Below are 24,715 nucleotides of genomic sequence, written 5' to 3' on the forward strand. Positions count from 1 at the left end.
GAAGGAGTTGCTCATGCACCCCCTCGCCATCGCCGGTGCCACAGCCGGCAAGCTGGCCCACTACGCGGTATCCGGTGTGGTGGGCGGCCTGATCATCAAGAATCTCCCGGCCGCCAAGCCGGCCGCGCGCAAGGCACTCGTCGGTGGACTCGCGGGTGGCATCGTCGCGAGCCGCTGGCTGGCCGCGGCCACCGAGGAGGCCCGGCTGAAGGCCGGGGACGTGCTGGCGGAGGCCCGCACCTCACTGGGCGAGGAGGTACCGCCGCCCTCCGCGGTCAACGTGAACCACGATCACGGGCACGAGCACTGATCATGTCGACCGTCCTCGTGTGCTCCGTGGCGGCGGGACGGGCCCGGCTGACCGTTCCCTGGCTGCGCGCCCGCCCGGGCTGCGCCGGACTGGTCGACGACCGGCTGACCGGCATCAGCGGTTTCCGGGCCCTGCGGATCTTCCCCCGTACCGGCAGCGTCGTGATCTGGATGGCGCCGGATCAGCTGGACGTCGACCGCCTGGTGGCCGCGCTGGAGGAAGCCCCGCCCGCGTCCGCTCCGGCCAAGCCCACCCGGTCCACCCCCGACTCCTCCACCGGTGAGGTCGCCCGGCTGGTGGTCGGCGGCGCCGTGCTCGCGCTTGTGGCCCTGCGCCGCCTGCTGGGGCGGCCACGCCTCACCCTGGGCTCCTCCGGATTCCTCGGCGTGGTCACGGTCTTCACCGGTCTGCCCTTCTTCCGGGGCGCCCTGCGCTCGCTGCGCGGCCGCAGCAGTCCCGGTACGGACACCTTGGTCACGGCGGCGACCGTGATCTCACTGGTGCTGCGCGAGAACGTGGTCGCCCTGACCGTGCTGTGGCTGCTGAACATCGGCGAATTCCTCCAGACCCTCACCCTGCGCCGCACCCGCCGTGCCATCGAGGAGCTGCTCACCATCGGCGAGGAGCGCGTGTGGCTCGTACGCGAGGGAGTGGAGGTGGAGGTGGATCTGGAGACCGTGGAGCCCGGCGACGTGGTCGCCGTGTACGAGCACCACCGGATCCCGGTCGACGGACACGTGATGTACGGCGAGGCCCTCGTGGACCAGGCGGCCGTCACCGGCGAGGCCCTGCCCGTCTACGCCCGGGACGGCTCCCACGTCTACGCGGGCACGATCGTCACCTCCGGCTCGCTCACGGTCCGCGCGGACTCGGTCGGCAGGGACACGACCGTGGGCCGGATCATCAGCCGGGTCGAGGAGGCCCAGTCCGACCGGGCACCGATCCAGACGGTCGCCACCCGCTTCACCCAGCGCTTCGTCCCCGTCTCCTTCGCGCTCGCGGCGCTGACCTACGGGGTCACCCGTGACGCGCGGCGCGCCATGACCATGCTGCTGATCGCCTGCCCCTGCGCGGCGGGCCTGGCCACCCCGACCGCCATCAGCGCCGCCATCGGCAACGGAGCCCGCCGGGGCACCCTCATCAAGGGCGGCACCCATCTGGAGGGCGTCGGCCGGGTCACCGCCGTCGTCTTCGACAAGACGGGCACCCTCACCTTCGGCCGTCCCCTCGTCACCAGTGTGGTCACCCTCAGCGACGCGTTCACCGCGGACGAGGTGCTCAGTCTGGCCGCCTCGGGAGAGCTGCACGCGCGGCACCCGCTCGCCCAGGCCATCGTCGCCCGCACCGAGGAACAGCACCTGCACGTCCCCATCCACCAGGCCTGCGAGGTCGTCCTCGGCATGGGCATGCGCGCCGAACTCGACGGAACCCGCCTGCTGGTGGGCAGCCCGGCCCTGCTGCGCCAGCACGGCGTGGACCTCACCGAGGAGGCACAGGGCTGGACCGAACGGCTGCGCGGCGCAGGAGAGACGGTCATCTGCCTGGCCCACGACGAGGATCTGATCGGCATGCTCGGGGTCTCCGACGCCGTACGCGCCGGGGCCGACACCGTCATCCAGCAGCTGCGCGACCTCGGCGTGGCCCGCGTGCTGCTCCTCACCGGCGACGCACCGGAGACCGCCCAGGTCGTCGCCGACGCGCTCGGCATCACCGAAGTGCACGCGCACGCCCTGCCCGAGGCCAAGCTCCAGCTCATCCGCGACCTCCAGGCCGAAGGGCACACGGTGGCCATGGTCGGCGACGGCACCAACGACGCCCCCGCCCTCGCGCTGGCCGACGTGGGCATCACCATGGGCGAACACTCCTCGCACGTGGCCCTGGAGACCGCCGACATCGCGCTGGCCGGCAACGACCTGCGCCAGGTCCCCGCCGTGGTCGAACTCAGCCGCCACACGCTGCGCGTCGTCCGGCAGAACTACGGCCTCGCGATCGGCGTCAACCTGCTCGGCCTGGTCGCCGGCGCCGGCGGAACCATGAACCCGGTCCTCGCCGCCCTGCTCCACAACACCAGCAGCATCGCGGTGGTGGGGAACTCGGCCCGGCTCGTCAACCACACCCCCCACCTGCCGCGCGTGGGCGACGAGATGCTCAGGCGCGCACCGCTGGAGGAACGCCGAGTGCGCTGACGGCTGACGCCGGGCCGAGTTGCCGACGACCGCGGCTGCGCGCCCCACCGGCCGGCGGGCGGCGTACGGGCCCACATCCCGCCGGAGATGTGGACCCGTACGCTCCGCCGGGACACGGGTACTACCAGGACGACTTGGTCACTCCGGGGAGGAATCCGGCGTGCGCCTGTTCGCGCATCCGGACCCGGGAGAGCCCGAACTTCCGGAGGTGGCCGCGGGGCCGGCCGTCGACGCTGTCCCTGTTGCGCACCCGGGTCGCGCTGGCGTCGCGGGGCTGCTTGCGCAGCTCCGCCAGAGCGGCCCGGCGCTCGGCCTCGGACGAGGACGGCCGCCGCAGGACCTCCTTCAGCTCGCCGCGCCGGGCCGCGTACCGCTCGACGGTCGCCTTGCGCTTCTCGTTCTGCGCGATCTTGCTCTTCTTGGCCATCAGACCTTCACCCCCCGGGCGCGGATCCGCGCCACCGCGGCTTCGATGCCGATCGTGTCGATGGTCTTGATCGCCTTCGCGCTCAGGGTGAGGCGGACATGGCGCCCCTCGCTCGGCAGCCAGTACCGCTTGCTCTGGATGTTGGGGTCGAAGCGGCGGGAGGTGCGCCGGTGCGAGTGGGAGATGGTGTTACCGAAGCCCGGCTGGGCGCCGGTCAGTTGGCAGTGGGCGGACAAGGGACTACCTGCCTCTCCGTGCGAGGTCGTTCTTCTTGGTAATGGAAACCATTGTCATATACTAGCGGACGTGCGGCGCCCGCCGATGAGCCCGGTCGTGCGAACGTCCCGATCCGGCCGTCCGGCGGCACGAAGCAGTCCCTCCACCACCGGGCAGGGCACAAAGCGCCCGGCGAGGGTTACGGTCGTACGACCGTTTGCCGAAACCGGTACGTATTCCTCGTCGGGGAGGAACAGCTGGGATGAGCGACGCACCTCTGTACCTGGAACCGCGGTTGGAACCACGGATGGCGGCCCTGCTCGATGCGGCCGCCTTCCTGCACACGCTCGTGGACGGGCTCGGATCTCCCCTGAACCTCGTGCTCCCCGAGCAGTTCGCGCAGAACGCGGAGCGCTTCCGCTCCGTCCTGCGCCGCCACCGCCTGGGCGGCCGGGTCTACTTCGCCCACAAGGCCAATCGATCCAGCGCCGCGGTCCGGCGGCTCACCACGACCGACGCCGCTCTCGACGCCGCGCCCCTCACGGAGTTGCGGCACGCGCTCGGGTCGGGGTTCACCGGTGACCGGATCATGGCGACCGGGCCCAAGGACCCCGAGTTCCTCTGGCTCGCCGCGCGCTGTGGAGCGACCGTCAACGCCGACGGGCCCGCGGAGCTGGAGGAGGCGGCCCGCCTCGTCCGCGCGTACGGACTGCCGCGCCCGCGGGTGCTGCTGCGGCTCTCGGACTTCGAGACCTCCGGGACTAGGACGCTGTCCCGCAGGAGCCGCTTCGGCACCTCCGTGAAGTTCCTGGACCGCCTGCTCGACGTACTCGAACGCCACCAGGACGCGCTGGAGCCGATCGGCGTGGGCTACCACCTCGACACCACGAGCCTGGACGAGAAGGCGACGGCCCTCGAAGGCTGCCTGCGCGCCATGGAGGAGTTACGGATCCGGGGGTTCCAGCCACGCGTCATCGACGTCGGAGGCGGCTTCGGCGTCAGCTACCTGGCCCACGCCGAGCAGTGGGAGCGCTACACCACCGAGCTCACCGACGCCGTCATGGGCCGGCGTCCGCCGCTGACCTGGGGCGGGCACGGCTACGGTCTGCGCGTGGAGGGCGGCACCCTCAAGGGGGCCCTCGGGCTGTACCCGGCGCACCGCCCCGTCACCGGCGCCGCGTACCTCGACGAGCTGCTCTCCCGCCCCGCGCCCGGCCTCGGGCGCCCGCTGGGCACCCTGCTCCTGGAGGGCCTGTACGACCTGTACGCCGAGCCCGGCCGGGCGCTGGCGGACCAGTGCGGCCTCTCCCTCGCCACGGTGCTGGAGGTGCGGCCCGCGCCATCCGGTGAGCACCTGGTCCGCCTCGCGATGAACGCCGGTGACGTCAGCCTGGAGGACCACGGCGTCCTGGTGGACCCGGTCCTGGTGCCCCGCGGCGGCGCCACGGCCGCTCAGGAGCCGGTGGGCGTACACCTGATGGGCAACCTCTGTCTGGAGGCCGACCTCATCACCCGCCGCCGGGTGTATCTGCCGCGACTGCCGCGCCCCGGCGATCTCCTCGCCTTCGCCAACACCGCCGGCTACTGCATGGACTTCAGCGCCACCCACGCCCAACAGCAGCCCGTGGCCCGCAAGGTCGCCGTCGAACAGCAGGAGGACGGTTCCTGGAGCTGGTGTCTCGACGAGCGGTACTGGCCGCTCACGCGTACGGGGGGACGGATCGCATGAGGTACGACAGCATCACCGAGGCCATCGGCAACACCCCGCTGCTCCGCATCGACCCGGCCGTGCACGGCCTGCGCAACATCGACCTCTACGCCAAGCTGGAGATGCTCAACCCCTTCGGCTCGCTGAAGGACCGGGCCGCCTGGAACATGGTCCGCCGCGACCTGCCGGGCGCCGGCGAGCGCGGCGAGACGGTCGTGGAGCTGTCGAGCGGGAACACCGCCAAGGCGCTGGCCCTGATCGCGGGCCTGCACGGGGTGCCGTTCAAGAGCGTCACCAACCGGATGCGCGTACCGGAGATCAAGGACCTGCTCCTGCTGCTGGGCGCCGAGATCGAAGAGCTGCCCGGCCGGAGCGAGTGCCTCGACCCGACCGACACCGAGGATCCGCTGACCCTCTTCCACCAGCGGTTGAACCGGCCCGGCAGCGGCGCCCACCTCCACACGGACCAGTACTTCAACACCCTCAACACCGAGGCGCACGCGGCGGGCACCGGCCCGGAGATCATCGCGGACCTGGACGGCCGTGCTCCCGACTGGTTCGTCGCCTGCGTCGGCACCGCCGGATCGTCCACCGGGGTGGCCAAGGCGCTGCGCGCCCACGACCCGGCGGTGCGCGTCGTCGGTTTGGTCGGGCAGAAGTCCGACTTCATCCCCGGCATCCGCACCGCCGACGAGGTGCAGGAGGTCGGCATCTTCGACCCGGCCACCTACGACACGATCGAGCCGGTGAGTGCCGACGACGCCCTCGACGGCATGGTGACGCTCATGCGCCGCTGCGGCCTGCTCGCCGGACCGACGGGCGGAGCGGCGTACGTCGGGGCAGTGCGCCATCTCGGCGCGGTGGACGCCGGACTGACCGCACGCCGGACGGCCGTCTTCATCGTGTGCGACCGGGCGGAGAGCTATCTCGGCTACGTGCGCCGGCGCCGTCCGGAACTGCTCGGCAGGCCTCCGGTGCGCAACTCCGTGACCACGCTGACCGACGCCGAGGTCCGCGCGGCCCGCGTCATCGACGTGGCCGACGCGCAGAAGTGGATCGAGGCCGCGCAACCACTGGTGGTCGACCTGCGCGGCCCCTTCGCGTACGGCGCGCTCCACATCGACCGCTCGGTGAACATCGTCGACGGACTCTTCGACGAACTCCTCCGCGGCGGCCTGCCCTTCGGCAAGCGGCAGCCGGTGCTCCTGGCCTGCCCGGTGGGCGAGCAGTCCCAGCGGTACGCGGCCCTGCTGACCCGCATGGGCCACCCGGACGTGCGCAGCCTGGCCGGTGGCATCATCGCCTGGCGGGACGCGGGCGCGCCCCTGGTGCGTGACTGACATGGCGGCCGGTCCCGCCGAAGCCATCGGGGAACTGGCGTCGTGGCAGCGCCGTCTGCGCGCCCAGTTCCCCATCGTCGTCGGGCATCCGGGCCTGACGTACCTGGACAGCGCCGCCACCGCGCAGAAGCCGCAGGCCGTCCTGGATGCCGTGCAGAGCTACCTCACCACCTCGAACGCCAACGCGGGCCGGGGCTCGTACCCCTGGGCCAACACCACGACGGCGCTGGTGGAACGCACCCGTGACCAGGTCCGGGAATTCCTGGGTGATCCGGATCCCGGCCTGTCGACGGTGCACTTCACCAGCGGCACCACCGAGGGGCTGCGCGCCGTCGCGCGGGACTGGCTGGCCGGCTTCCTCCGCGACGGTGACGAGATCGTCGTCCCGTTCGCCGACCATCAGGCGAACCTGTCCCCATGGCTGGAGGCCCGGGGGCTGCTGGCCCGCCAAGGGGTCCGGATCCGCGTCCGCGAGCTGCCGTACCAAGCCGGTTCCGGTGACTACGATCCGGCGGCCCTGGCCGCCGTCGCCGGTCCACGCACCCGGTTCGTGGCCGCCACCCACGTGCACCACGTCTACGGCGTCGACATGAACGTGGGCCGGATACGCCGGGTGGTGGGGCCGGAGGTGCCCATCTGCCTGGACGCCGCGCAGAGCGTCGGGCACCTCCCGGTATCGGTGGCCGACCTCGACGTGGACTTCCTGGTCTTCTCCGGCCACAAGGCGCTCGCCCTGCCCGGCACCGGGGCGGTATGGGCCCGCGGCCGACGCGGGCCGCGGTTCCGTCCCGGCGGCTGGCAGGGCACCCCGAACACGGTCGGTGTCGCCAGTCTGGCGGCGGCGCTCCACTGGCTGGACGACGCCGGTACGGACCTGATCGAACGCTGGACCGTGGCGCTGACGGCCCGGCTGACCGAGGGGCTGAGCCGGATGGGCGCCTACGAGGTCCTGGGCTGCCGGTCGAGCCTGGCGGCCGGATCGCAGGTCCAGCGGCGCCGGAGTCTGGTGACCTTCCGGCACCGCGAGATCAGCTCCCACGATCTGGGCTTCATCCTCTTCAGCCACGGCTTCATGGTGCGTTCCGACGGCCACTGCCAGGCCGGGGCCGGCGAGAAGGAGGGCTCGGTGCGCGTCAGCCTCCACGTACACAACACACCTGAAGAGATAGAAGAGTTGCTCTCACTCCTCACTAGTCTGCAATGATTTCCATTAACAGTATGGGTCACGGCGGCGGAGGCGACTCGATCCGGCATGAGCATGAGCATGGGCATGAGCACGGCGACGGCCACCCGGTGGGTGGAACGCTGGGAACGCCAGCAGCAGCGGTACGCGATCGACCGCGAGGAGAGGTTCCAGGTCATCGCGGATCTGGTCGAGCAGGTGACGCACAGCCAGCCGGCGCCGCTGGTACTGGACCTGGGGAGCGGACCGGGATGTCTGGCGGCGCGGCTCGCCGAACGGCTCCCGGGCGCGGAGGTCCTCGCCGTCGACGCGGACCCTCTCCTGCTGGAGCTGGGCAGCGCGCACTACGGCGCCGCCCTGCGTTACGTGGAGGCGTTGATCGGCGAGCCCGGTTGGCTCGGCGCGCTCGCGCTGGACCGGCCGGTGGACGCGGCGGTGTCGACGACGGCCTTGCACTACCTGGGCACCGAGACCCTGCGGCGGGTCTACCGGGAACTGGCCGGTCTGCTGCGCCCCGGCGGCATCCTCATCAACGGGGACCACATCAACCCGGACTCGACGCGGGTGTGCGAGCTCGCCGCGGACATCGGACGCCGTTACGCCGAGCGGAACGCGAACTCCTCCCGCGAGGACTGGGAGTCCTGGTGGTCCGGCGCGGCCGCCGACCTGGAGCTCGCACCCCTCCTCGCGCGGCGGGGCCAGGACGGGCGACCCCCGTGCGAGGGGAACGACCTCACGCTCTCCGGCCACCTCGCGCTGCTGCGTGACGCGGGATTCGAGCACGTGGGCACCGTTTGGCAGGTCGGTCCCAGCCACGTCCTGGCCGCCGTGCGCTGAGCACCGGGCGACCAGGCGCCAAGTTGGTAATGGAATCCATTTCCATATAGTCTCGCCGACGACCCTCCCGACCCACCCAGGAGATCCCCATGGCTGTCCCCAAGCGGAAGATGTCCCGCAGCAACACCCGCCACCGCCGCGCCCAGTGGAAGGCCACCACCCCGCAGCTCGTCCCGATCACGGTCGACGGCTCGGTGTACCAGGTGCCGCAGCGCCTGGTGAAGGCGTACGAGCGCGGCCTGCTCCGCCCCGAGGGCTGAGCGGCTCATGACGACGTACGACCGACTGCCCGTGACCGTCCTGTCCGGGTTCCTCGGCGCGGGGAAGACCACTCTGCTCAACCACGTCCTCGGCAACCGCGAGGGACTGCGGGTAGCGGTCATCGTCAACGACATGAGCGAGGTCAACATCGACGCCGCGCTCGTGCGCGGGGGCGGGGCCGCCCTGTCCCGCACCGAGGAACGCCTGGTCGAGATGACCAACGGGTGCATCTGCTGCACCCTGCGCGACGACCTGCTGGAGGAGGTCGACCGGCTGGCCCGCGAGGGCCGCTTCGACTACCTCCTCATCGAGTCGAGCGGCATCTCGGAGCCCATGCCCGTGGCCGCCACCTTCTCCTTCCCCCGTGACGACGGCGCCACCCTCGGGGACCTCGCCCGCCTCGACACCATGGTGACCGTCGTCGACGCGGCGAACTTCCTGCCGGAACTGGCGGGTGGCGACGAACTCGCCGCGCGCGGCCTCGCCCCGTACGAGGACGACGAGCGCACCGTCAGCGACCTCCTCATGGACCAGGTCGAGTTCGCGGACGTCATCGTCCTGGGCAAGCTCGACCTGGTCGGGCCGGACGAGGCCGCACGGCTGCGCGCCGCGCTCGCCCGCCTCAATCCCGAGGCCCGGATCGTGCCCGCCGTACGCGGACACGTGGCACTCGAACAGGTACTGGGCACGGGCCTGTTCGACGTCGAACGGGCACAGCAGGCGCCGGGCTGGGTCAAGGAGCTCAACGGCGACCACGTCCCGGAGACCGAGGAGTACGGCATCTCCTCCCTCGTCTTCCGCTCCGACCGCCCCTTCCACCCCGGCCGGCTGTGGACCTTCGTCACCGAGGGCCTCGACAGCGGCGCCTTCGGCCGCATCCTGCGCTCCAAGGGCTTCTTCCGACTCGCCAGTCGCCCCCGCGTGACCGGCCTGTGGTCCCAGGCGGGCGCGGTGGCCCGCTTCGAGCCGTCGGGCGCCATCGGTCCGGACACCGCCCAGGGCCAGGAGCTGGTCTTCATCGGCACCGGTCTGCGAGCGGAGGCACTCCGGGCGGCCCTGGACGCCTGCCTGCTCGGCCCGGGCGAGCCCGTTCCCGCCGAGGACGACTTCCCGGCCTGGGAGACCTACGGGATCGACGACGCCTGCGAGCACGAACACGCCGCCCCGGAGGCGGCCTGAAACTCCGGGCCGGGCAGTGGTCGCAGCCACGGCACTGCCCGGCCCGGCTCTTTGAAGTCCGCTCTCACCCTTCCCCCCACGCACGCTTCGGCGGCCGTCAGCCGGCCATGCGTCCCGCCGTGAGCGCACGCCGCTCCTCCTCGGTCAGACCGCCCCACACGCCGTAGGGTTCCTGGACGCGCAGTGCGTGGCGCAGGCATTCCTCCTGCACCGGGCACAGCGCGCAGACCTCCTTCGCCGCCTGGTCGCGGACGGAGCGCTCCTCGCCACGCTCCCCCGCCGGGTGGAAGAACCTGTCCGTGCCGAGGTTCCGGCACTCCGCGTGCTCCTGCCACTCCCAATGGTGCTCCGCTCGGCCGGGCAGACGCGACATGTTCGGCATGAGTCGACTCCTTTCGCGATGGATTCCGATTGCTCCGCGCATCCCTTCCGCGTCTGACCTCCGCACGCGTTCCGAAACCCTGCCGTGCGAGCCGTTCGTCCTTCGCGGCCGGCTCCTCGGCGTCACCGGTCCCGGGGCGCCGGCGCGGCCGGGGACGTGGGCACGCGCGGCAGGGCGTAGGGATGCTTCTCGGCGAGCCAGGCGATCAGTTCCTCGCGCACCGCGCAGCGGGCCGTCCACAGGTCGTCGGGGTCCTTGGCGGTGACGATCGCCCGCACGAGGACACTGGTGGGGGTGGTCTCGGTGACCGCCAGGTCCCAGCCGCGGCCGTCCCACGCCTCGCAACGGTCCAGGATCTCCTTGAGCTTCTCGCGCATCAGGGCGAAGGGCGCGGCGTGGTCGCAGTGGAGGAACACCGTGCCGGTCATCTGGATGCCGCCGCGCGACCAGTTCTCGAACGGCCGTCCCGTGAAGTAGGAGACGGGCATGGTGAGCCGTCGCTCGTCCCAGGTGCGGACGGCCAGGAAGGTGAGGGTCACCTCCTCGACGACGCCCCATTCGCCTTCGACCACGACGGTGTCCCCGATGCGGACCATGTCGCCGAAGGCGATCTGGAATCCGGCGAAGAGATTGCCGAGGGTGGACTGCGCGGCCACACCGGCGACGATGCCGATGATGCCGGCCGAGGCCAGCAGGGAGGTCCCGACGGCACGGAAGTCGGGGAAGGTGAGCAGCATCGCGGCTGCCGCGACGACACCGACGACGGCGGTGACGATCCGCATGATGAGCGTCACCTGGGTGCGGACCCGGCGGACGCGCGACGGGTCCCGGGTGCTGGTCGCGTACCGCGCGTACGAGGATTCGACGACGGCGGACGCGGCCTGGACGACGAGCCACGCGCCGGCGCCGATCAGCACCAGCGACAAGGTCCGGCCCACGGCCTCCTCGTGCTCACGCAGCGGCTGCCACCTGACCTGCCCGTACGAGGAGCGCAGCACCGCCGCGAGCAGGAGCGCCTGAACGGGCGGACGGCAGCGGCGCAACAGGCTCCACAGCGGTGTCTCGGGGTGGCGGGCGTCCGCGCGCCGCAGCAGGCGCTCGGTGAGCCAGCCCACCGCGAGGGTGAGCGCGATCGAGCCGCCTATGACGGTCAGCAGTCGGAGAAGGCTGTTCATGAATCCTCGAAGGGGGGGTCTCGACAGGAACGGGATCGGGCCGCGTGTGCCCGACGCTCCTGCGGGCAAACCGGCCGGACCCCCGTGCCCGTCCTCTCCCTTGCCGTCTCACATGGCGGACATATACCCCCCGCCGGGACCTGGCTTTTGAACCCATATGTCGCGATAAAGGAGGGTGGCCTCGGTCACCAATGGCGACCCGGTCGACGGGAGCCGTGTAAGGACCCGCATGGCGGGCAGGGGGCGGGAAAGCCAATCGTCGCCGGAAGGAAAGGCCTGGACATGCCCCGTTTCGCAGCAGTTGCCGAGTCCGTCCGTCGGACCAGCGATGAGGCCGTACCGGAGGCGGGCCCCACCGGCGTGGGGACGGCCTGCATACCTGAACAGCTGCCACAGATCCCCGAGGCCCGCGAAGTGGCCCCGTCCGACGCGCGGGAACTGTCGAAGACCTTCCTGGTGCGGCTGCGGTCCCTGGAGGAAGGCACCCGCGAGTACCAGTACGCCCGCAACACCCTGGTCGAGATGAACATCTCCCTGGTGCACTTCGCGGCACGGCGCTTCCGGACGCGCACAGCCGGCGGCCGGGCCGAGATGGACGACATCATCCAGGTGGGCACGATCGGCCTGATCAAGGCCATCGACCGGTTCGACACCGATCGCGGCGTCGAGTTCGCCACCCTCGCCCTCCCCTTCATCACCGGCGAGATCAAGCGCTACTTCCGCGACACCACCTGGGCCGTGCACGTGCCACGCCGGCTCCAGGAGCTCCGGGTCGAACTGGCCAAGAGCCAGCAGTCGCTGACCGACCTGCTCGGCAGGGCGCCCACCGTCAAGGAGCTCGCCGACGACCTGGACCTCGGCGAGGAGGAGGTGGTGGAAGGGCTGATCGCCGCCAACGGCTACACCACCGACTCGCTCGACGCGAGCGCGGACGCCGTGGAGCAGGCCGCTCCGTCCCGCTCCGGTGGCCGCTCCCTCGCCGACACCATCGGCGAGGTCGACCCCGCCATGGAGCTCTTCGAGGAGTTCCACACCCTCGCGCCGCTGCTCGCCCGGCTCGACGAGCGGGACCGCCACATCCTGCGCATGCGGTTCGGGGAGGAGAAGACCCAGGCAGAGATCGGGGCCGAGCTCGGCATCTCCCAGATGCAGGTTTCCCGGCTGCTGTCGCGCACCCTGGTGCGGCTGCGCGGCGGCATGCTCGCGTCGTAGCCGCGGGCGAGTACCGGGCTCGCAGGACCCGCCGGACCCGCCGGACCGCTCGACGGTCCGGCGGGTGCGCGCTGCCGCCCGGCCGTCGGTGGTACGACCTGGTCACGTCCGAACCATCCGCGCCCGGGCGCCTGTAAAGTCGTCGGCGCAAGCGCACAAGGACGGGGACCCAGCGGGACGAGCGAAGGGCTGACGTGGTAACTGGCGAACCGGCACACGAACACGCGCGAACGGAAGCGGGAGCGGGGACGGGGCCCGACGCGGTCACGGCCGAGCCCTACGACACCGCGCCGGCCGCCCGCGTGGACATCACCACGACCGCCACCGGGGCCGTGGTGTGCGCCCTGACGGGAGACCTGGACCTCGACGGCCTGGAACGCGTCCGGCCGTCCCTGGAATCGGCTCTGCGCACCGAAGCCCCGCTCGTGGTCCTCGACCTGGAGCGGCTCGGCTTCTGCGACTCCTCCGGTCTCAACCTGCTGCTCGCCCTGCGCCTCGAAGCCGAGGCCTCGGGTACCGCGCTGAGGCTGGGGGCGCCCACCAGGCAGCTGGTGCGGCTCCTCGAACTGACCGGCGCCATGGGGGTTCTCGCCGTCCATCCGACCGTCGCCGACGCACTCGCATCCCCTTGAGAGGGGCGTCGGCCCTACGGCCCCGGACGGGCAGCGCGGCCGGTGCCCGGCCGGGTGGGTCCATGCGGCCGCTGCGGGTAGAAGCGCACCAGGACACAACGAAGCCCAGGACGGGGTGAGGCCGCAGTGCAGATCATCGGACAGGACACTGGCGAGCCGGCACCGGACGCCCGGCGGCCGGCCCTGCGCCAGCTCCGCCGACTCGTCCTGCGCGGCACCGGCGGACAGGTCGCCCGTGGCCGGGAGTTCGCTCGGGAAGCGCTGAAGGACTGGGGCTGGGACGGCCACGACACCTTCGAGGACGCGCTCCTCCTCGTGTCCGAACTCGTCACCAACGCCAACCTGCATGCCGACGGCTGCCACGAACTCGTTCTCTGCTCCGGCGACGTGTTCCGCGTCGAGGTGTACGACGGCGCCACCGAAGTCCCGCGGCTGCTGCCCGCACCGCGCCGCGGCACCCCCGGCGGGCACGGGCTGCACATCGTGCGCCGGCTCTCCGACCGCTGGGGCTCCGACGCGCACGATCAGGGCAAGGTGGTCTGGGCCGAGATCGACGCCGAGCGCCTGCTCACGGGCAAGCCCCCCGGCATGTGAACTCCCGCTGCCGCGCGCATCGGACCACCGACGCGGGGCAGACGAGCCGTATGACACCTGTTCCGAGTACGGACGCGTCCGCGTTCCTCGCCCTGCCGCCCGGCTCTCCCGCCGGCCCGGCCTGGCTGCACCTGCTGGTCATGGCCTTCGCCATCGCCGTGCTCGTCCGCAGCCTCACCCGGCACCGCTGAGCCGCGGACCGCAGTCCGTTCCCCTGGAGCGCCCCGGCTCAGCCGGGCGTCCAGACGACCCGAACCGAACCGAGCCGAACCGTACCCGACGAGGAGACAACGCCATGGCCGGCATAGGCGGTTGTATCGCCCTGATCGTGGTGGGGGCCATTCTCACCTTCGCGAGCGACTGGAAGATGGAGAGCGTCAACCTCGATGTCGTCGGCCTGATCATGATGGCCGCCGGCCTCCTGGGGCTCGCCGTGTACGCGAGCGTCCTGCGCAAGCGCCGCGTCTCGGCCCTTCCGGTGGTCGACGAGACCCGCAGCCGGGGCTGAGGGGCTGAGGACGCGGGGAGTTCGCCCGTGCAGCCCCGAACGCCCGTGGTGCCGGACTCGGGGAAGAGTCCGGCACCACGGGCGCGCAGCGGGTGCTGTCAGATGGGACGGCCACCGCCGAACGGTCCGCCGATCCCGTAGTAGATGCCCAGTTCCTCGCGGTAGCCCGGGTCGCCGAGGTGCTTGTCCCGGTGGAACTCCGGGGCGTCCTTGACCTGCTCCTTGGTGCGGTCCACGTAGATCTTCTCGTGCTCCGGATCGATGCGGGTCACCGTGCCCGCCGGGAGGAGGACCTCCTTGCCGAAGATCCACACCCCGGTGTCGACCACCAGGTAGGCGTCACCGACCTCGTCGGAGTGCTTGTCGACCTTGCCGATGCCGCCGTCGATCGCCTCGACCTTGTAGCCGGTCAGGTCGGCGCCCGCCAGGTGGCCCGACGTGGGCTGGTAGCTCCATACATGCTCAGTCACGCGAAACAACTCCTCTGGTGAGAGAAGGCGGAGCGGATCACCTCTCCTTCTGTTCGCCCGTCGTGCGGACGAGCAACTTCCGCTCTGCCGTATCTGCCGCCTGCCCCGGTATCAGCGACCCATTCCACCGTGACGCGCCCTCTCCCACGAGGGGACGCATTCTGACGGTATGCCCGGATATACGCCCCTTGCGTGAGAGGGTTCGGACCATGCCCATGCTCGTCGGAACCTCGGGGTGGCAGTACAAGGACTGGCGCGAGGTGCTCTACCCGCCCCGGCAGCCCCAGCGGCTGTGGCTGGAGGAGTACGCCCGGCAGTTCGCCACGGTCGAGAACAACAACGCCTTCTACCGGCTTCCCACGAGGGAGATCTTCGAGCGCTGGCGCGAGCGCACTCCCGAGGGATTCGTCATGGCGGTCAAGGCCAGCCGCTACCTGACCCATCTGAAGCGCCTGCGCGACCCGGAGGAGCCGGTGCACAGGCTGTTGCACCACGCCGAAGGCCTCGGCGGCCGGCTCGGACCCGTCCTGCTGCAACTGCCGCCCCAGTTCCGCGAGGACGTCGGGACACTGGACGCGTGCCTGCGCTGCTTCCCGGACACCGTTCGGGTGGCCGTCGAATTCCGCCACGCCTCGTGGTGGGAGGCGGAGCGCGAGCTACGGGCGGTGCTGGAGCGCCATGGCAGCGCGCTGTGCTGGGCGGACCGGGGCTCGCGCCCGGTGACGCCGCTGTGGCGCACCGCGTCATGGGGCTACGTCCGCTTCCACGGCGGCATCGCCGCGCCACCGCCCCGCTACGGCCGCCAGGCCTTGGAGTCCTGGGCCCGACGTATCGCCGACGCGTGGCCGGACGAGGAGGACGTGTACGTGTACTTCAACAACGACCTGGGTGGTGCGGCCGTCGTCGACGCCGCCACGTTCGCCCGGACGGCCGCCGCGCTGGGCAGGACGGTGAGCCGTACGCCGCCGCCCCCGGGGCCGCGGTCCGCTTCCTGACGTTTGCGCGGGCTGACCCGGTGAACCTTCCCGGTCACAGCACTAGACGGAGGACCGGAATCGGTTCCGGTACTCCGTCGGTGTCGTATCGAGTTTCCTGCGGAAGGCACGGATGAGGGTGTCGGTCGTGTTGAAGCCGCAGGTGGACGCGATGCGGTCGAGGGTGGCGTCCGTGGATTCCAGTTGATGGCGCGCCACCTCGACGCGGGCCGATTCGATGTAGGCGGCCGGGGTCATGCCCAGTTCGGTCTTGAAGATCCGGGTGAGCTGCCGTTCGCCCACATGGGCGTGCGCGGCGAGGTCCGCGACCGTGAGCTGCTCGGCGATGTTCCGCGTGATGTAGTGGCGCAGGTCCTCGATGCGCCGCGTGGTCGAAAGGGGTTCGAGCGGCACGCTGAACTGGCTCTGCCCGCTCGGCCGCTTCAGGTACATCACGAGCTGCCGGGCGACGCGGAGCGCGGCGGCCTCCCCGAAGTCGTCCGCGACGAGGGCGAGTGACAGGTCGAGGCAGGCGCTGATGCCCGCGCCGGTCCACACGTCGTGATCGCGGATGAAGATCGGGTCCGCGTCGACCTCGATCGAGGGGTGTTCCGCGGCGAGTTGCCGCGCGGTCGACCAGTGGGTCGTGGCGCGTTTGCCGTCCAGCAGCCCGGCGTCCGCGAGGATGTGCGCTCCCACGCAGACGGACGCGACGCGTCGTGATGTGCCGGCGAGCGCCTTGACCCGGTCGACCACGGTCGGGTCGGTGACGGCGCGGACGTGGCGCCGCTCGTCGATCTCGACCGCGCCGGGCACCAGGAGGGTGTCGATGCTGCGCCCCGACACCTCCTGGAAGGTGATGTCGGGGAGCACGCGCACCCCGGCGGAGGTGGTCACGGGGTCCATGGTCTCGGCGGCCAGGACCACGTCGTAGCCCGTCGCGTCGTCCACCTCCCGTTGCAGCAGGGAGAACACCTCGGGCGGTCCGGTGACGTCCAGCAGGTCGACGCCGTCGAAGAGGACGACGACGATGAACCGTTTGAGGGTGCTCAAGGGATGTCCGTATCTGCAAGTTGGATGACATTGCCGACATGTCCGGGGGGTCGTAGCGTTCACAGCACGGCCACCGCGTGGTGGCGCGAACCATTCAACATGCCGCCCCGGAAGGGTATTTCCATGACGACGACCACTTTGCGCGAGCTCAACGGCTTCGACCAGACTCCGGCCTCGCTGGCGGACGCGACGCTGATCCTCGTCGACTACCAGAACACCTACACCCGTGGCGTGATGGAGCTGACGGGATGGGAGCCCGCCCTCGACGCCGCCGCCGCATTGCTGGCCAGGGCCCGCGAGGCCGGTACGAAGGTCATCCACGTGGTGAACGACGGCGGCGCGGGGTCCCCGTACGACATCCGGAGCGAAATCGGCCGGATCCACCCCCGGGTGGCTCCCGCCGAGGGCGAACCCGTCGTCGTCAAGACGGCCGCTCCCAACGCCTTCGTCGGCACCGACCTGGCCGACCACCTCGACGCCGCCGGCCACGAGGACGTCATCGTGGCCGGGTTCATGACGAACATGTGCGTGACCTTCACCGTGGAGGGCGCGTTCCTGCGGGGCAACCGGCCCACGGTGGTCGCCGACGCCTGCGCGACCCGGCCGCTGCGGACGGTGGTGTCCGACGTGTCCGCCGAACAGCTCCACCACAGTGCGCTCGCGACCATCGCCGACCTGTACGGGGTCGTCGTCCCGTCCGCCTCGTCCCTGAGCTGAGGCACCGAGGCCGGGCGCCCGACCCGGGCCCCGCCCGGATCAGGCGCCCGGGGCCCTTGGGGGGTGTCGTCAGAGTTCCTCGCCCAGCGGCAGGCGGTGGACGCCCGGCAGGTACGCGTCGAGCTCCCCCGGGGTGAACCGGGACATCCCGACGACGTGCCAGAACTCACCGGCCACATCGCCCTCGTACTTGTAGCCGCCGGCCGGTGTCAGCGCCGCCCAGCCGTCCGTCATCCCCATCAGCGTCGCGCGCAACGACGGCGGCCCCCCGTCCGCCGGGAGGTTCCAGAGCCGTACGGTGCCGTCCTCGGCTCCGCTCGCCAGGGTCGTACCGTCCGGGGAGAAGGCGAGGGAGAGCACCCGGCCGGTGTGGCCGGCGAGGTCGGTGATGTTCTCACCCGTGTCGGCGTCCCACAGGCCGATGCCGCGGTCGTCGCCCGCGGCGGCCAACAGCGGCCGGCTCGGGTGGGCGGCCACCGCCCACAGCCGCCCGCCGCGCCCGCGCAGGCGCAGCCTCGCCTCCCCCTCCCGCCAGACGATGGCGGTGCCGTCCCAGCTCGCGCTCGCCAGCCAGGCGCTCCCCGGGCCGTACGCGACGCCGTACACCCGGTCCGCGTGCCCTGCGCTCCCCCCGAGCTCCGCCAGGAGCCGGCCGCTCCTGGCCTCCCACACCCGTACGCGGCTGTCGTCGCAGCCGGTGGCCAGGACATCGCTGTCCGAGCGGAAGGCGATCGAGCGGACCCTGCCCCGGTGTTCGGTCAGATTCGACACGGGGGAACCGGTGGAGCGGAACCAGACCCGCACGGAGTCGTCGTCGTTGGCGGTGGCGAGCAGGGTGCCGTCGGAGTTGAAGGCCTCCGCCCACACGTGCTCGGTCTCGGCGTCGAGCTCCCGGTACTCGCGGCTCGCCGGGTCCCAGAGGTACATGTCGCCGTCGTTGCTGGCCGTGGCCAGGACGGGTCCCCTGGGGCTGAACGCCGCCGACACCAGCCGGTCGCCGCGCCCGGTCAGCTCGTGCGTACGCCGCCCCGTGCGCGTCTCCCAGAGGCGTACGACCCCGTCGTTGCCGGCCGTCGCCAGCTGCGCGCCGTCCGAGCTGAAGGCGACGCCGCTGATCCGGCGGCCGTGGCCGCGCAGGATGCGTTTGCCCTGGCCGGTGGCGCAGTCCCAGATCTGCGCGCCGCCGTCGTTGCCGACGGTGAGCAGTTGGCTGTCGCCGGGCCGGAAGGCGCACGCCCAGGCGGTGCCCCGGTGCTCGGCAGGCTGCTGGGCGTGGAGGGCGATCGCGTATCCGTGCGGTCGCCCGGTGACCGTCCACAGCCGGACCGCCCCGTTGCTGTCGCAGGCGGCGAGGAGCTTTCCGTCGTCGCCGAACAGCACTTGGTAGACGGCGCCCGTGCCCCGTTCGAGGATCCCGGCGGGGGCGCCGACGACGGGGTCCCAGAGCCGCACCTGGCCGTCGGTGTCGCCGCTGGCGAGGAGGTTGCCCTCGGGGTGGAAGTCGAGGACGTACACGCGGCCGGTGTGTCCGGTGAACTCGTGCAGCAGCCGCGCGTCGGCCGCCCGCCAGATCCGGACGGTGCCGCCCTGCCCGCCGCCGCCCCGGTCGGCGGTGGCGAAGAGCGTGCCGTCGGGGCTGAACCGGGCGCGGTAGACGGCCCCTTGGTGGCCGTTGATCTCCCGGACGCAATGCCCGGTGTTCAGGTCCCAGAGCCGTACCTTCGCGGTCGCGTCGCCGGTGAGCAGCATGCCGTCCGGGCCGTAGACCGCGGTGTAGACGGGCGCGGTGTGGCCCGGCAGCCGGTGCACGGGCTCGCCGGTGGCCACGTCCCAGACCGTGACCAGGCCCTCGCGGTCGCCCGTGGCGAGCAGGGTGCCCGCCGTGTCGAAGGAGACCGGCCACACCCCGTCGGGGTGGATGTCCAGGCTGTGGCGGCAGGCTCCGGTCACGGGGTCCCAGAGCCGTACCGTCCCGTCGGATCCCCCGGTGGCGATGACGTCCGGCCGGAACTTCACCGCGTACACCCGCCCTTCGTGCCCCTGGAGGGTGCGCACGGCGCGGCCGTCGTCGGCGCCGCAGACCAGGATGGAGCCGTCCTCGCTGCCGACCGCGAGGAGTTCGCCGTCGGTGCTGTACGCGATCGGTTCGGGGAGGCGGCTGGTGCGCATGCCGAAGCCGTACGGGACGCCGACGGCCGACGGCCGGAACCCGGCGTCCACGGGCATCCCGGGGGCGATCGCGGCGGTCCTGAGCTCGGGGGCCGAGCGCACCGCGCCGTCCATCGTCACGTCGATCAGCGCGGCCCGGTGCCAGCGGCTGCCGGTCAGTACGGCGCCGCGCAGATCGGCCCGGGTCAGCCGGGCCCGGCTCAGATTCGCGCCGGTCAGGTCGGCCCCGCCGAGGTCGGCCCGGTCGAGGCGGGCGCCGGTCAGCCGGGTATTGCGCAGCAGGGCACCTGAGAGGTTGGCGCCGATCAGCCGGGTGTCGGTCAGATCGGCGTCGCTGAGGTCGACCCCGGAGAAGTCGCGGTGCGAGAGGTCCTCACCAGCCAGCCTGGCGCCCCGCAGATCGGCGCTGGCCGGCACCCGGAGCCGGTCGCTGATGCGTACGGCGTTGGCGCGGGCGGCGTCGTTCACCGCGCGGCCGGGTGAGTCGAGGACGTCGCGCACCCATCGGGCGCACTGTTCGTGGTCGGCGAGATCGCAGAAGAACTCGACCGCGAGCTGGCTGAGCGGGCGTGCGAAGAGCAGTGCGTGCCGGCCGCGGGCGAGCTGGTGAGCGGCCTCCCTGGCCACCAGCCATTCGATGACGGAGCCGTGGATGAACTGGAAGACGCCGTCGTCGCTGCGGACCAGCAGGCTGCCCGCGCCGACCGCCTGCGCGCGCTCGGCCGGGGTGAGCGGGGACTCGGTGAGTTCGCTGAGGGTGGCGGCCACCGTTTCGGTGAGCTCGTCGAGCCGGAGGGCGCTGCGGCCGCTCTCCCACAGCCGCCGGGCCAGCGCGGTCACCGCGGCCCACAGCTCCTCGATGGTCAGTCCGGGCGGGGCGCCGGGCCCTCCCTGGCCGCGGAGCTCCTCGTAGTCGAGCCAGGAGGTGAACACGTCCTCGTACAGCCGCGCCGGGCTGAGCGCACGGCCCGCTCCGGCGACCGCCCGCAGCTGGTCCTGGCTGAGGTCGGCGACGAAGGAGAGCAGCCGGGGGTTGCGGCAGAGCATCAGCAGGTCGGGGATGTTGCGCAGGAGCCGGTAGCGCTGGTCGGCCGCGAGCTCGTCGCCGTAACTCCGTACCAGGTACGAGCGGATCTGCGCCGGGGTGAAGCCCTCGACGGACAGGATCCGGCGCTGCGGCAGCAGCCCGACGCGCTCGCCGAGCGCGGTCAGGACCTGCGCGTGCGACTTGAAGTGCTGGGTACGGCTGCTGACCACGATCTTGGCGTTGTCGACGGCGGCGTCGAGGAGGACCTGGAGATGGTCGGCGGCCCGGTCGTAGCTGACGCGGTGGACCAGCTCGTCGAAGCCGTCGAAGAGCAGGACGACGCGCCCCTGGGCGAGCATGTAGCGCAGGGCGCGCAGGTCGATGGTGTCGACGTCGTGGCCGGCCAGGTGGGCGGCGACCAGACCTTCGAGGCTGTGCGCCCGGTCGAGGGTGTTGAGCGGGATCAGCAGCGGTGTCAGGTGCGGGAGTTGTTCGGCGATGCGGCGGGCCAGCTCGCGCAGGGCGAAGGTCTTGCCGTGTCCGAAGTCGCCGAGGAGCAGCACGAACCGGCCGTGGTCGGACTCCAGGAGCTCCAGCAACTCCTCGACGAGACCGTCACGTTCCTGGCCGGAGCCGTCTTGGCCGGCGCCGTCTTGGCCGGCGCGGTGCTGGCCGTCGGGGCGGTCGGCGTCGCGGTAGCGCTGGGGCAGGTAGAGGCCGGGGGCGTACTGCTCGCTGGTGCTGAGCCGGGCGCTTTGGGCGGCGACGTAACCGCGCAGGTCGAGGAGGCCCTGGAACTCGATGAAGCTGCGCACCCTGACCCGTACGCCATGGCTGCCCGCCCGCTGCCGCAGCCCCGCTGCCGGGGCCTCGCCCGCGTACACCAGGACGGCCTCGGAGCCGGAGTCGGTCGCGTGCACCTGGGCGATGAAGCGGTCGATCTCCTCCTCGGTGGGGGTCCCCGGGTGGACGGCGATCCGCTGCTGCCGCACGACGCCGTCCTCCTGTTCCTGCCAGGTGGCCATGATCTGCGCCATGTCGCCCGGTTCGCGGCGCGGGACGTCGCGCAGGCGTACGCCCTCCGTCCGCACCCGGCAGATCTCCTTCACCCGCTCGGCGAGGGAGGCGGCCGGATCGTCCAGGGGAGCCCTTCCCTGGGGGCGCTCGACGTTGATGACGGGGGGCAGTTCGGGGACGGGGAAGACCCTGCGGGTGTGCCTCCATTCGCCGGGGAAGCGCTCGCACGCGGCCGTGATCCGGTCGTCCCAGCGGGTGACGCCGTCGGCGGTGACCTGGAGCAGCTGGAAGCGGGCGGGGGCGGCGGAGCCGAAGAGCGGCAGTTCGCCGGCGGCGCAGGCGAGCCGGGTGCGGCTCGGGTCCGTGGCGGTGGTGCGCGGGCCGCCGGTCGGGCCGTGCAGCAGCAGGTGCAGCCGCGGGGCGGCCAGCCGGGCGAAGGTGTCCACGTCCCGCAGCCCGCCCGGGCCGCCGACCGCGTCGCCGGGGCGGCGGCCGTCGGTGAGCGGATGGCGCAGGGCGCCGATGCGCAGCCAGCCTTCTTCCTCGTACCTGCGCATGGCCTCGGCGAACCAGGCGGCCTGGTCGCGGCCGATGAATCCGTACTGCTCCTCGGGGCGGTGGCTGTAGGCCATGGAGGAGTTGAACCCTGCGACGACCGTGCCCAGTTCGGGAACCGGGAAGAGGGTCCAGGGCTGATCGCTGTCGAAGACGGTGTCCAGGCCCTGGTAGAGGCCGCGGAAGAGCCGGGTGTAGTGGCGCCATTTGGGCCAGTACGGCGGCTGCGGCGCCACTTCGTCGGCCTCGCAGGTGTGGAAGTAGGCCTGGGACGCGGCCTGGTTCACGTCCTGCGCGCCCGGCACCACCATCACCCGCTGGGGGGACAGGTCGAGCTGGGAGCGTAAGGCGGTGAGGAAACTGAGGGCCTGGTCGCACTCGCGCGGACTGCCCGACGCGGTGAGGTCCCCGGTCACCACCATCAGATCGGGGGCGGGTGCTCCCGCGTCCCTGAGCATGATGAGGTCACCGCGGATCTGCCGGCTGAGCGAGTCCGGCTCGCGGCCGCGGCCGAAGTCGGGCCCGGCCAGGTGCAGGACGGTCACGGCGTCCTGGCCGCTGCCGGCTCCGGTCGGGGAAGCCTGCGGGTAGAGCGGCGCCCTGGCCGGCCGCCGGCGCCCGGCCCAGCCGGTTCCGGCGAGGGCGCTCGGCTGCGGCTGGGCCGGATTCGGCTGCTCCGGACGGCGGGTGGGGCCCGATCCGCTCCCGGGGTAGCCGGGCCGCCGGCCCGGGCGGGCATGCCCGTCGACGGCCTGCCCGACCCGGGTCAGCAGCAGGGAGCGGGCGAGGTCGGTGTCGGCCACGCCCACCAGGTCGACGTAGGTGATCGTGGCGAGCAGTCCCTCGATCGGGATCTCGTCCACCCGCACGGTCAGGAGCCGGCGTTCGGGCGATTCGGGCGACGCCCGGAGCGCGGCCTGCCATTCCATGCGGCCGTAGGTGGAGCGCTCGTAGTGACGGGAGAGGACGGCTATCACCGCCACGGACTCGCTGACCCCGCGGTCCATGAAGTCGATGAAGTTGGTTCCCGGTACGAAGTCCCAGGCCTGCACCACCGTGCGGTAGCCGGCTTCTTCGAGGGTCCAGGCGATCCAGGCGGCCCATGGTTCGTCTGCCGGCGAGTAGCTGATGAAGAAGTCGAACTCTCTTGCGGGAGCGTCGAATTGCCCGTCCGTCACCATGGGGCCATGGTAGGGCGTGGGGCGTCGGGCCGTGCCGCCGACGGCGGCGTTGGCCCGTCCGTCTCTCCGTCCTGCCGATGGCGCCCCTGCGGCCGGTGGCGCACCGGTTACCCCGCTCGGGCGGGCCTGTCCGATTCCCTCCGCACCCTCTGACGCCGGGGCGCGTGTGTGTGCGACTCTGTCGCCCGTGTCTCTCCTCAGGCGTCTGCATCCACTGGACTGGCTGGCCGGCGGGCTGCTCGCGCTCGGTGTGCTGTGCGTCGCCACGGGTCTGCTGCCCAGCGGGCCCGCCGGGGACGTGATGGAGCGCATCGGTCCGCTGCTGGTGTTCCTCGCCACGGTCATCGTCCTGGCCGAACTGACCGGCAAGGCCGAGGTCTTCGATGTGGTCGCCACCTGGGTGGCGCGGGCGGGCCGGGGCAACTACCTCCTCCTCTTCGGTCTCTGTGTCCTGTTCGCGTCCGTCACCACCATCACCCTCAACCTGGACACCACGGCGGTGCTGCTGACCCCGGTGATGCTGGCGCTGGCGACCCGGGTGGGCATCGCGGCCGTGCCGCTGGCGATGACGACGGTCTGGCTGGCCAATACGGCGAGCCTGCTGCTTCCCGTGTCGAACCTGACGAACCTGCTGGCCGCCGACCGGGTCGCCCTGACTCCGTGGGAGATGGCCACCACCATGTGGGCGCCGCAACTGGCGTCCATCACGGTCACGATGGCCTGCCTGTGGGGCTTCTACTGGCGGCTGGGGCGCCGCGGGCAGCTCCGCTACGTGCCTCCGTCGGCGCCGCGCCCCGCGGACCGGGTGCTGCTGCGCGTATGCGCGGTGGCGTGCGCCGGGTTCCTGCTGGCGATCCTCGTCGCCGAGGTGCCGCTGTGGTCGGCGTCGATGGCGGCCGCGCTGGTCGTGGTGGTGGCCTTCGCGGTCCGCAACCGGGGAGCGCTGCGCCTCTCGCTGGTCCCCTGGCGGCTGCTCGTCCTCGTTCCGGGGATGTTCCTGGTCGTGGAGACCGTCAACGCCCATGGTCTGCACGAGATCCTGGCGGCGGCGATGGGGTCCGACAACGGCATCGTCGGGATGCTGAGATCCGCCGCGGTCGGTGCGGGCTTCTCCAACGCGCTGAACAACCTCCCGGCCTACATGGCGGGTGAGGCGGCCATCCCCGAGGCCAACCACCACCAGCTGCTCGCGCAGCTCATCGGCGTCAATGTGGGCCCCGTCGTCACCCCGTGGGCCTCGCTGGCCACGCTGCTGTGGTTCGAACGGTGCCGCTGGCACGGCACGCGGATCGATCTCGGCCGCTTCCTCGGTACGGGGCTGGTGCTCGCGGTGGCGGGCACCCTGTCGGCGACGGTGGCGCTGGCGGTCACCACGTAGGCCGCCCTGCCGGATGCCGTCGCT

Annotated in this window: 22 protein-coding genes and 1 pseudogene; 16 read left to right on the forward strand and 7 right to left on the reverse strand. The window is 71.9% G+C overall.

Features of this window, described 5'->3' with window-relative positions; genetic code table 11:
* Positions 1-13: 13 nt before the first annotated feature.
* Positions 14-310, forward strand: coding sequence for a DUF1490 family protein (locus ACZ4TV_RS11330; RefSeq protein WP_468133161.1), 297 nt, complete (start codon positions 14-16; stop codon positions 308-310).
* A gap of 2 nt (positions 311-312) precedes the next feature.
* Positions 313-2,496 carry a heavy metal translocating P-type ATPase gene (locus tag ACZ4TV_RS11335; RefSeq protein ID WP_468133164.1) on the forward strand — a complete coding sequence of 728 codons (2,184 nt, stop codon included), beginning with the start codon at positions 313-315 and terminating at the stop codon, positions 2,494-2,496.
* Positions 2,497-2,617: 121 nt separating this feature from the next.
* Here ACZ4TV_RS11335 and rpsN read toward each other — a convergent pair whose 3' ends face one another.
* Positions 2,618-2,923, reverse strand: coding sequence for a 30S ribosomal protein S14 (rpsN, locus tag ACZ4TV_RS11340; protein WP_468133166.1), 306 nt, complete (start codon positions 2,921-2,923; stop codon positions 2,618-2,620).
* Positions 2,923-3,159 carry a 50S ribosomal protein L28 gene (gene rpmB, locus ACZ4TV_RS11345; RefSeq protein ID WP_468133168.1) on the reverse strand — a complete coding sequence of 79 codons (237 nt, stop codon included), beginning with the start codon at positions 3,157-3,159 and terminating at the stop codon, positions 2,923-2,925. Before rpmB ends, rpsN begins: the two co-directional genes overlap by 1 nt.
* A gap of 242 nt (positions 3,160-3,401) precedes the next feature.
* Between rpmB and ACZ4TV_RS11350 the strand changes: the two genes are divergently transcribed.
* From ACZ4TV_RS11350 to ACZ4TV_RS11375, 6 genes are all read left to right on the forward strand, one after another.
* Positions 3,402-4,868 carry a Y4yA family PLP-dependent enzyme gene (locus ACZ4TV_RS11350; protein WP_468133170.1) on the forward strand — a complete coding sequence of 489 codons (1,467 nt, stop codon included), beginning with the start codon at positions 3,402-3,404 and terminating at the stop codon, positions 4,866-4,868.
* Positions 4,865-6,187, forward strand: a complete 1,323-nt coding sequence (locus tag ACZ4TV_RS11355) for a pyridoxal-phosphate dependent enzyme (protein ID WP_468133172.1) — start codon at positions 4,865-4,867, stop codon at positions 6,185-6,187. The genes ACZ4TV_RS11350 and ACZ4TV_RS11355 overlap by 4 nt, the downstream gene beginning before the upstream one ends.
* Position 6,188: 1 nt before the next feature.
* Positions 6,189-7,391, forward strand: coding sequence for an aminotransferase class V-fold PLP-dependent enzyme (locus ACZ4TV_RS11360; protein ID WP_468133174.1), 1,203 nt, complete (start codon positions 6,189-6,191; stop codon positions 7,389-7,391).
* A 60-nt stretch (positions 7,392-7,451) separates the two neighbouring features.
* Positions 7,452-8,207 carry a class I SAM-dependent methyltransferase gene (locus ACZ4TV_RS11365; protein ID WP_468133303.1) on the forward strand — a complete coding sequence of 252 codons (756 nt, stop codon included), beginning with the start codon at positions 7,452-7,454 and terminating at the stop codon, positions 8,205-8,207.
* Between the two features lie 89 nt (positions 8,208-8,296).
* Complete coding sequence (gene rpmF, locus ACZ4TV_RS11370) at positions 8,297-8,467, forward strand: 50S ribosomal protein L32 (protein WP_007267665.1); 171 nt, start codon at positions 8,297-8,299, stop codon at positions 8,465-8,467.
* 7 nt (positions 8,468-8,474) lie between these two features.
* Positions 8,475-9,647, forward strand: a complete 1,173-nt coding sequence (locus ACZ4TV_RS11375) for a GTP-binding protein (RefSeq protein ID WP_468133176.1) — start codon at positions 8,475-8,477, stop codon at positions 9,645-9,647.
* An 83-nt stretch (positions 9,648-9,730) separates the two neighbouring features.
* Here ACZ4TV_RS11375 and ACZ4TV_RS11380 read toward each other — a convergent pair.
* A pseudogene (locus tag ACZ4TV_RS11380) lies at positions 9,731-10,029 on the reverse strand (WhiB family transcriptional regulator); the annotation flags it as partial.
* 122 nt (positions 10,030-10,151) lie between these two features.
* A complete protein-coding gene (locus tag ACZ4TV_RS11385) occupies positions 10,152-11,204 on the reverse strand; it encodes a mechanosensitive ion channel family protein (RefSeq protein ID WP_468133178.1) in 1,053 nt (350 codons plus the stop codon).
* A 282-nt stretch (positions 11,205-11,486) separates the two neighbouring features.
* On the opposite strand from ACZ4TV_RS11385, the gene ACZ4TV_RS11390 reads away from it, so the two are divergent.
* The 5 genes from ACZ4TV_RS11390 (at position 11,487) to ACZ4TV_RS11410 (ending at position 14,150) form a co-directional block, all read left to right on the forward strand.
* Positions 11,487-12,416, forward strand: a complete 930-nt coding sequence (locus tag ACZ4TV_RS11390; RefSeq protein WP_468133180.1) for a SigB/SigF/SigG family RNA polymerase sigma factor — start codon at positions 11,487-11,489, stop codon at positions 12,414-12,416.
* 194 nt (positions 12,417-12,610) lie between these two features.
* Positions 12,611-13,048, forward strand: a complete 438-nt coding sequence (locus ACZ4TV_RS11395) for an STAS domain-containing protein (RefSeq protein ID WP_468133182.1) — start codon at positions 12,611-12,613, stop codon at positions 13,046-13,048.
* 126 nt (positions 13,049-13,174) lie between these two features.
* Complete coding sequence (locus ACZ4TV_RS11400; protein WP_468133184.1) at positions 13,175-13,642, forward strand: ATP-binding protein; 468 nt, start codon at positions 13,175-13,177, stop codon at positions 13,640-13,642.
* 50 nt (positions 13,643-13,692) lie between these two features.
* A complete protein-coding gene (locus tag ACZ4TV_RS11405; protein ID WP_468133186.1) occupies positions 13,693-13,833 on the forward strand; it encodes a hypothetical protein in 141 nt (46 codons plus the stop codon).
* A gap of 104 nt (positions 13,834-13,937) precedes the next feature.
* Positions 13,938-14,150: a hypothetical protein gene (locus ACZ4TV_RS11410; protein WP_468133188.1), complete on the forward strand. Its 213-nt coding sequence runs from the start codon at positions 13,938-13,940 to the stop codon at positions 14,148-14,150.
* Between the two features lie 98 nt (positions 14,151-14,248).
* Here ACZ4TV_RS11410 and ACZ4TV_RS11415 read toward each other — a convergent pair whose 3' ends face one another.
* On the reverse strand, positions 14,249-14,620 hold the full coding sequence (locus ACZ4TV_RS11415) for a PRC-barrel domain containing protein (protein WP_468133190.1): 372 nt from the start codon (positions 14,618-14,620) through the stop codon (positions 14,249-14,251).
* 209 nt (positions 14,621-14,829) lie between these two features.
* Between ACZ4TV_RS11415 and ACZ4TV_RS11420 the strand changes: the two genes are divergently transcribed.
* Entirely contained in the window at positions 14,830-15,615 is a 786-nt protein-coding gene (locus tag ACZ4TV_RS11420; RefSeq protein WP_468133192.1) for a DUF72 domain-containing protein, read from the forward strand.
* 42 nt (positions 15,616-15,657) lie between these two features.
* Here ACZ4TV_RS11420 and ACZ4TV_RS11425 read toward each other — a convergent pair whose 3' ends face one another.
* Positions 15,658-16,647: a GlxA family transcriptional regulator gene (locus ACZ4TV_RS11425; RefSeq protein ID WP_468133194.1), complete on the reverse strand. Its 990-nt coding sequence runs from the start codon at positions 16,645-16,647 to the stop codon at positions 15,658-15,660.
* A gap of 123 nt (positions 16,648-16,770) precedes the next feature.
* Here ACZ4TV_RS11425 and ACZ4TV_RS11430 point away from each other — a divergent pair, with 123 nt between their 5' ends.
* Positions 16,771-17,364, forward strand: coding sequence for an isochorismatase family protein (locus ACZ4TV_RS11430; protein WP_468133196.1), 594 nt, complete (start codon positions 16,771-16,773; stop codon positions 17,362-17,364).
* A 69-nt stretch (positions 17,365-17,433) separates the two neighbouring features.
* Here ACZ4TV_RS11430 and ACZ4TV_RS11435 read toward each other — a convergent pair whose 3' ends face one another.
* A complete protein-coding gene (locus ACZ4TV_RS11435) occupies positions 17,434-23,313 on the reverse strand; it encodes a WD40 domain-containing protein (RefSeq protein ID WP_468133198.1) in 5,880 nt (1,959 codons plus the stop codon).
* A gap of 187 nt (positions 23,314-23,500) precedes the next feature.
* On the opposite strand from ACZ4TV_RS11435, the gene ACZ4TV_RS11440 reads away from it, so the two are divergent.
* A complete protein-coding gene (locus ACZ4TV_RS11440; RefSeq protein WP_468133200.1) occupies positions 23,501-24,691 on the forward strand; it encodes an SLC13 family permease in 1,191 nt (396 codons plus the stop codon).
* Positions 24,692-24,715: the final 24 nt, after the last annotated feature.

It is taken from the genome of Streptomyces sp. NPDC028910, assembly GCF_055564955.1.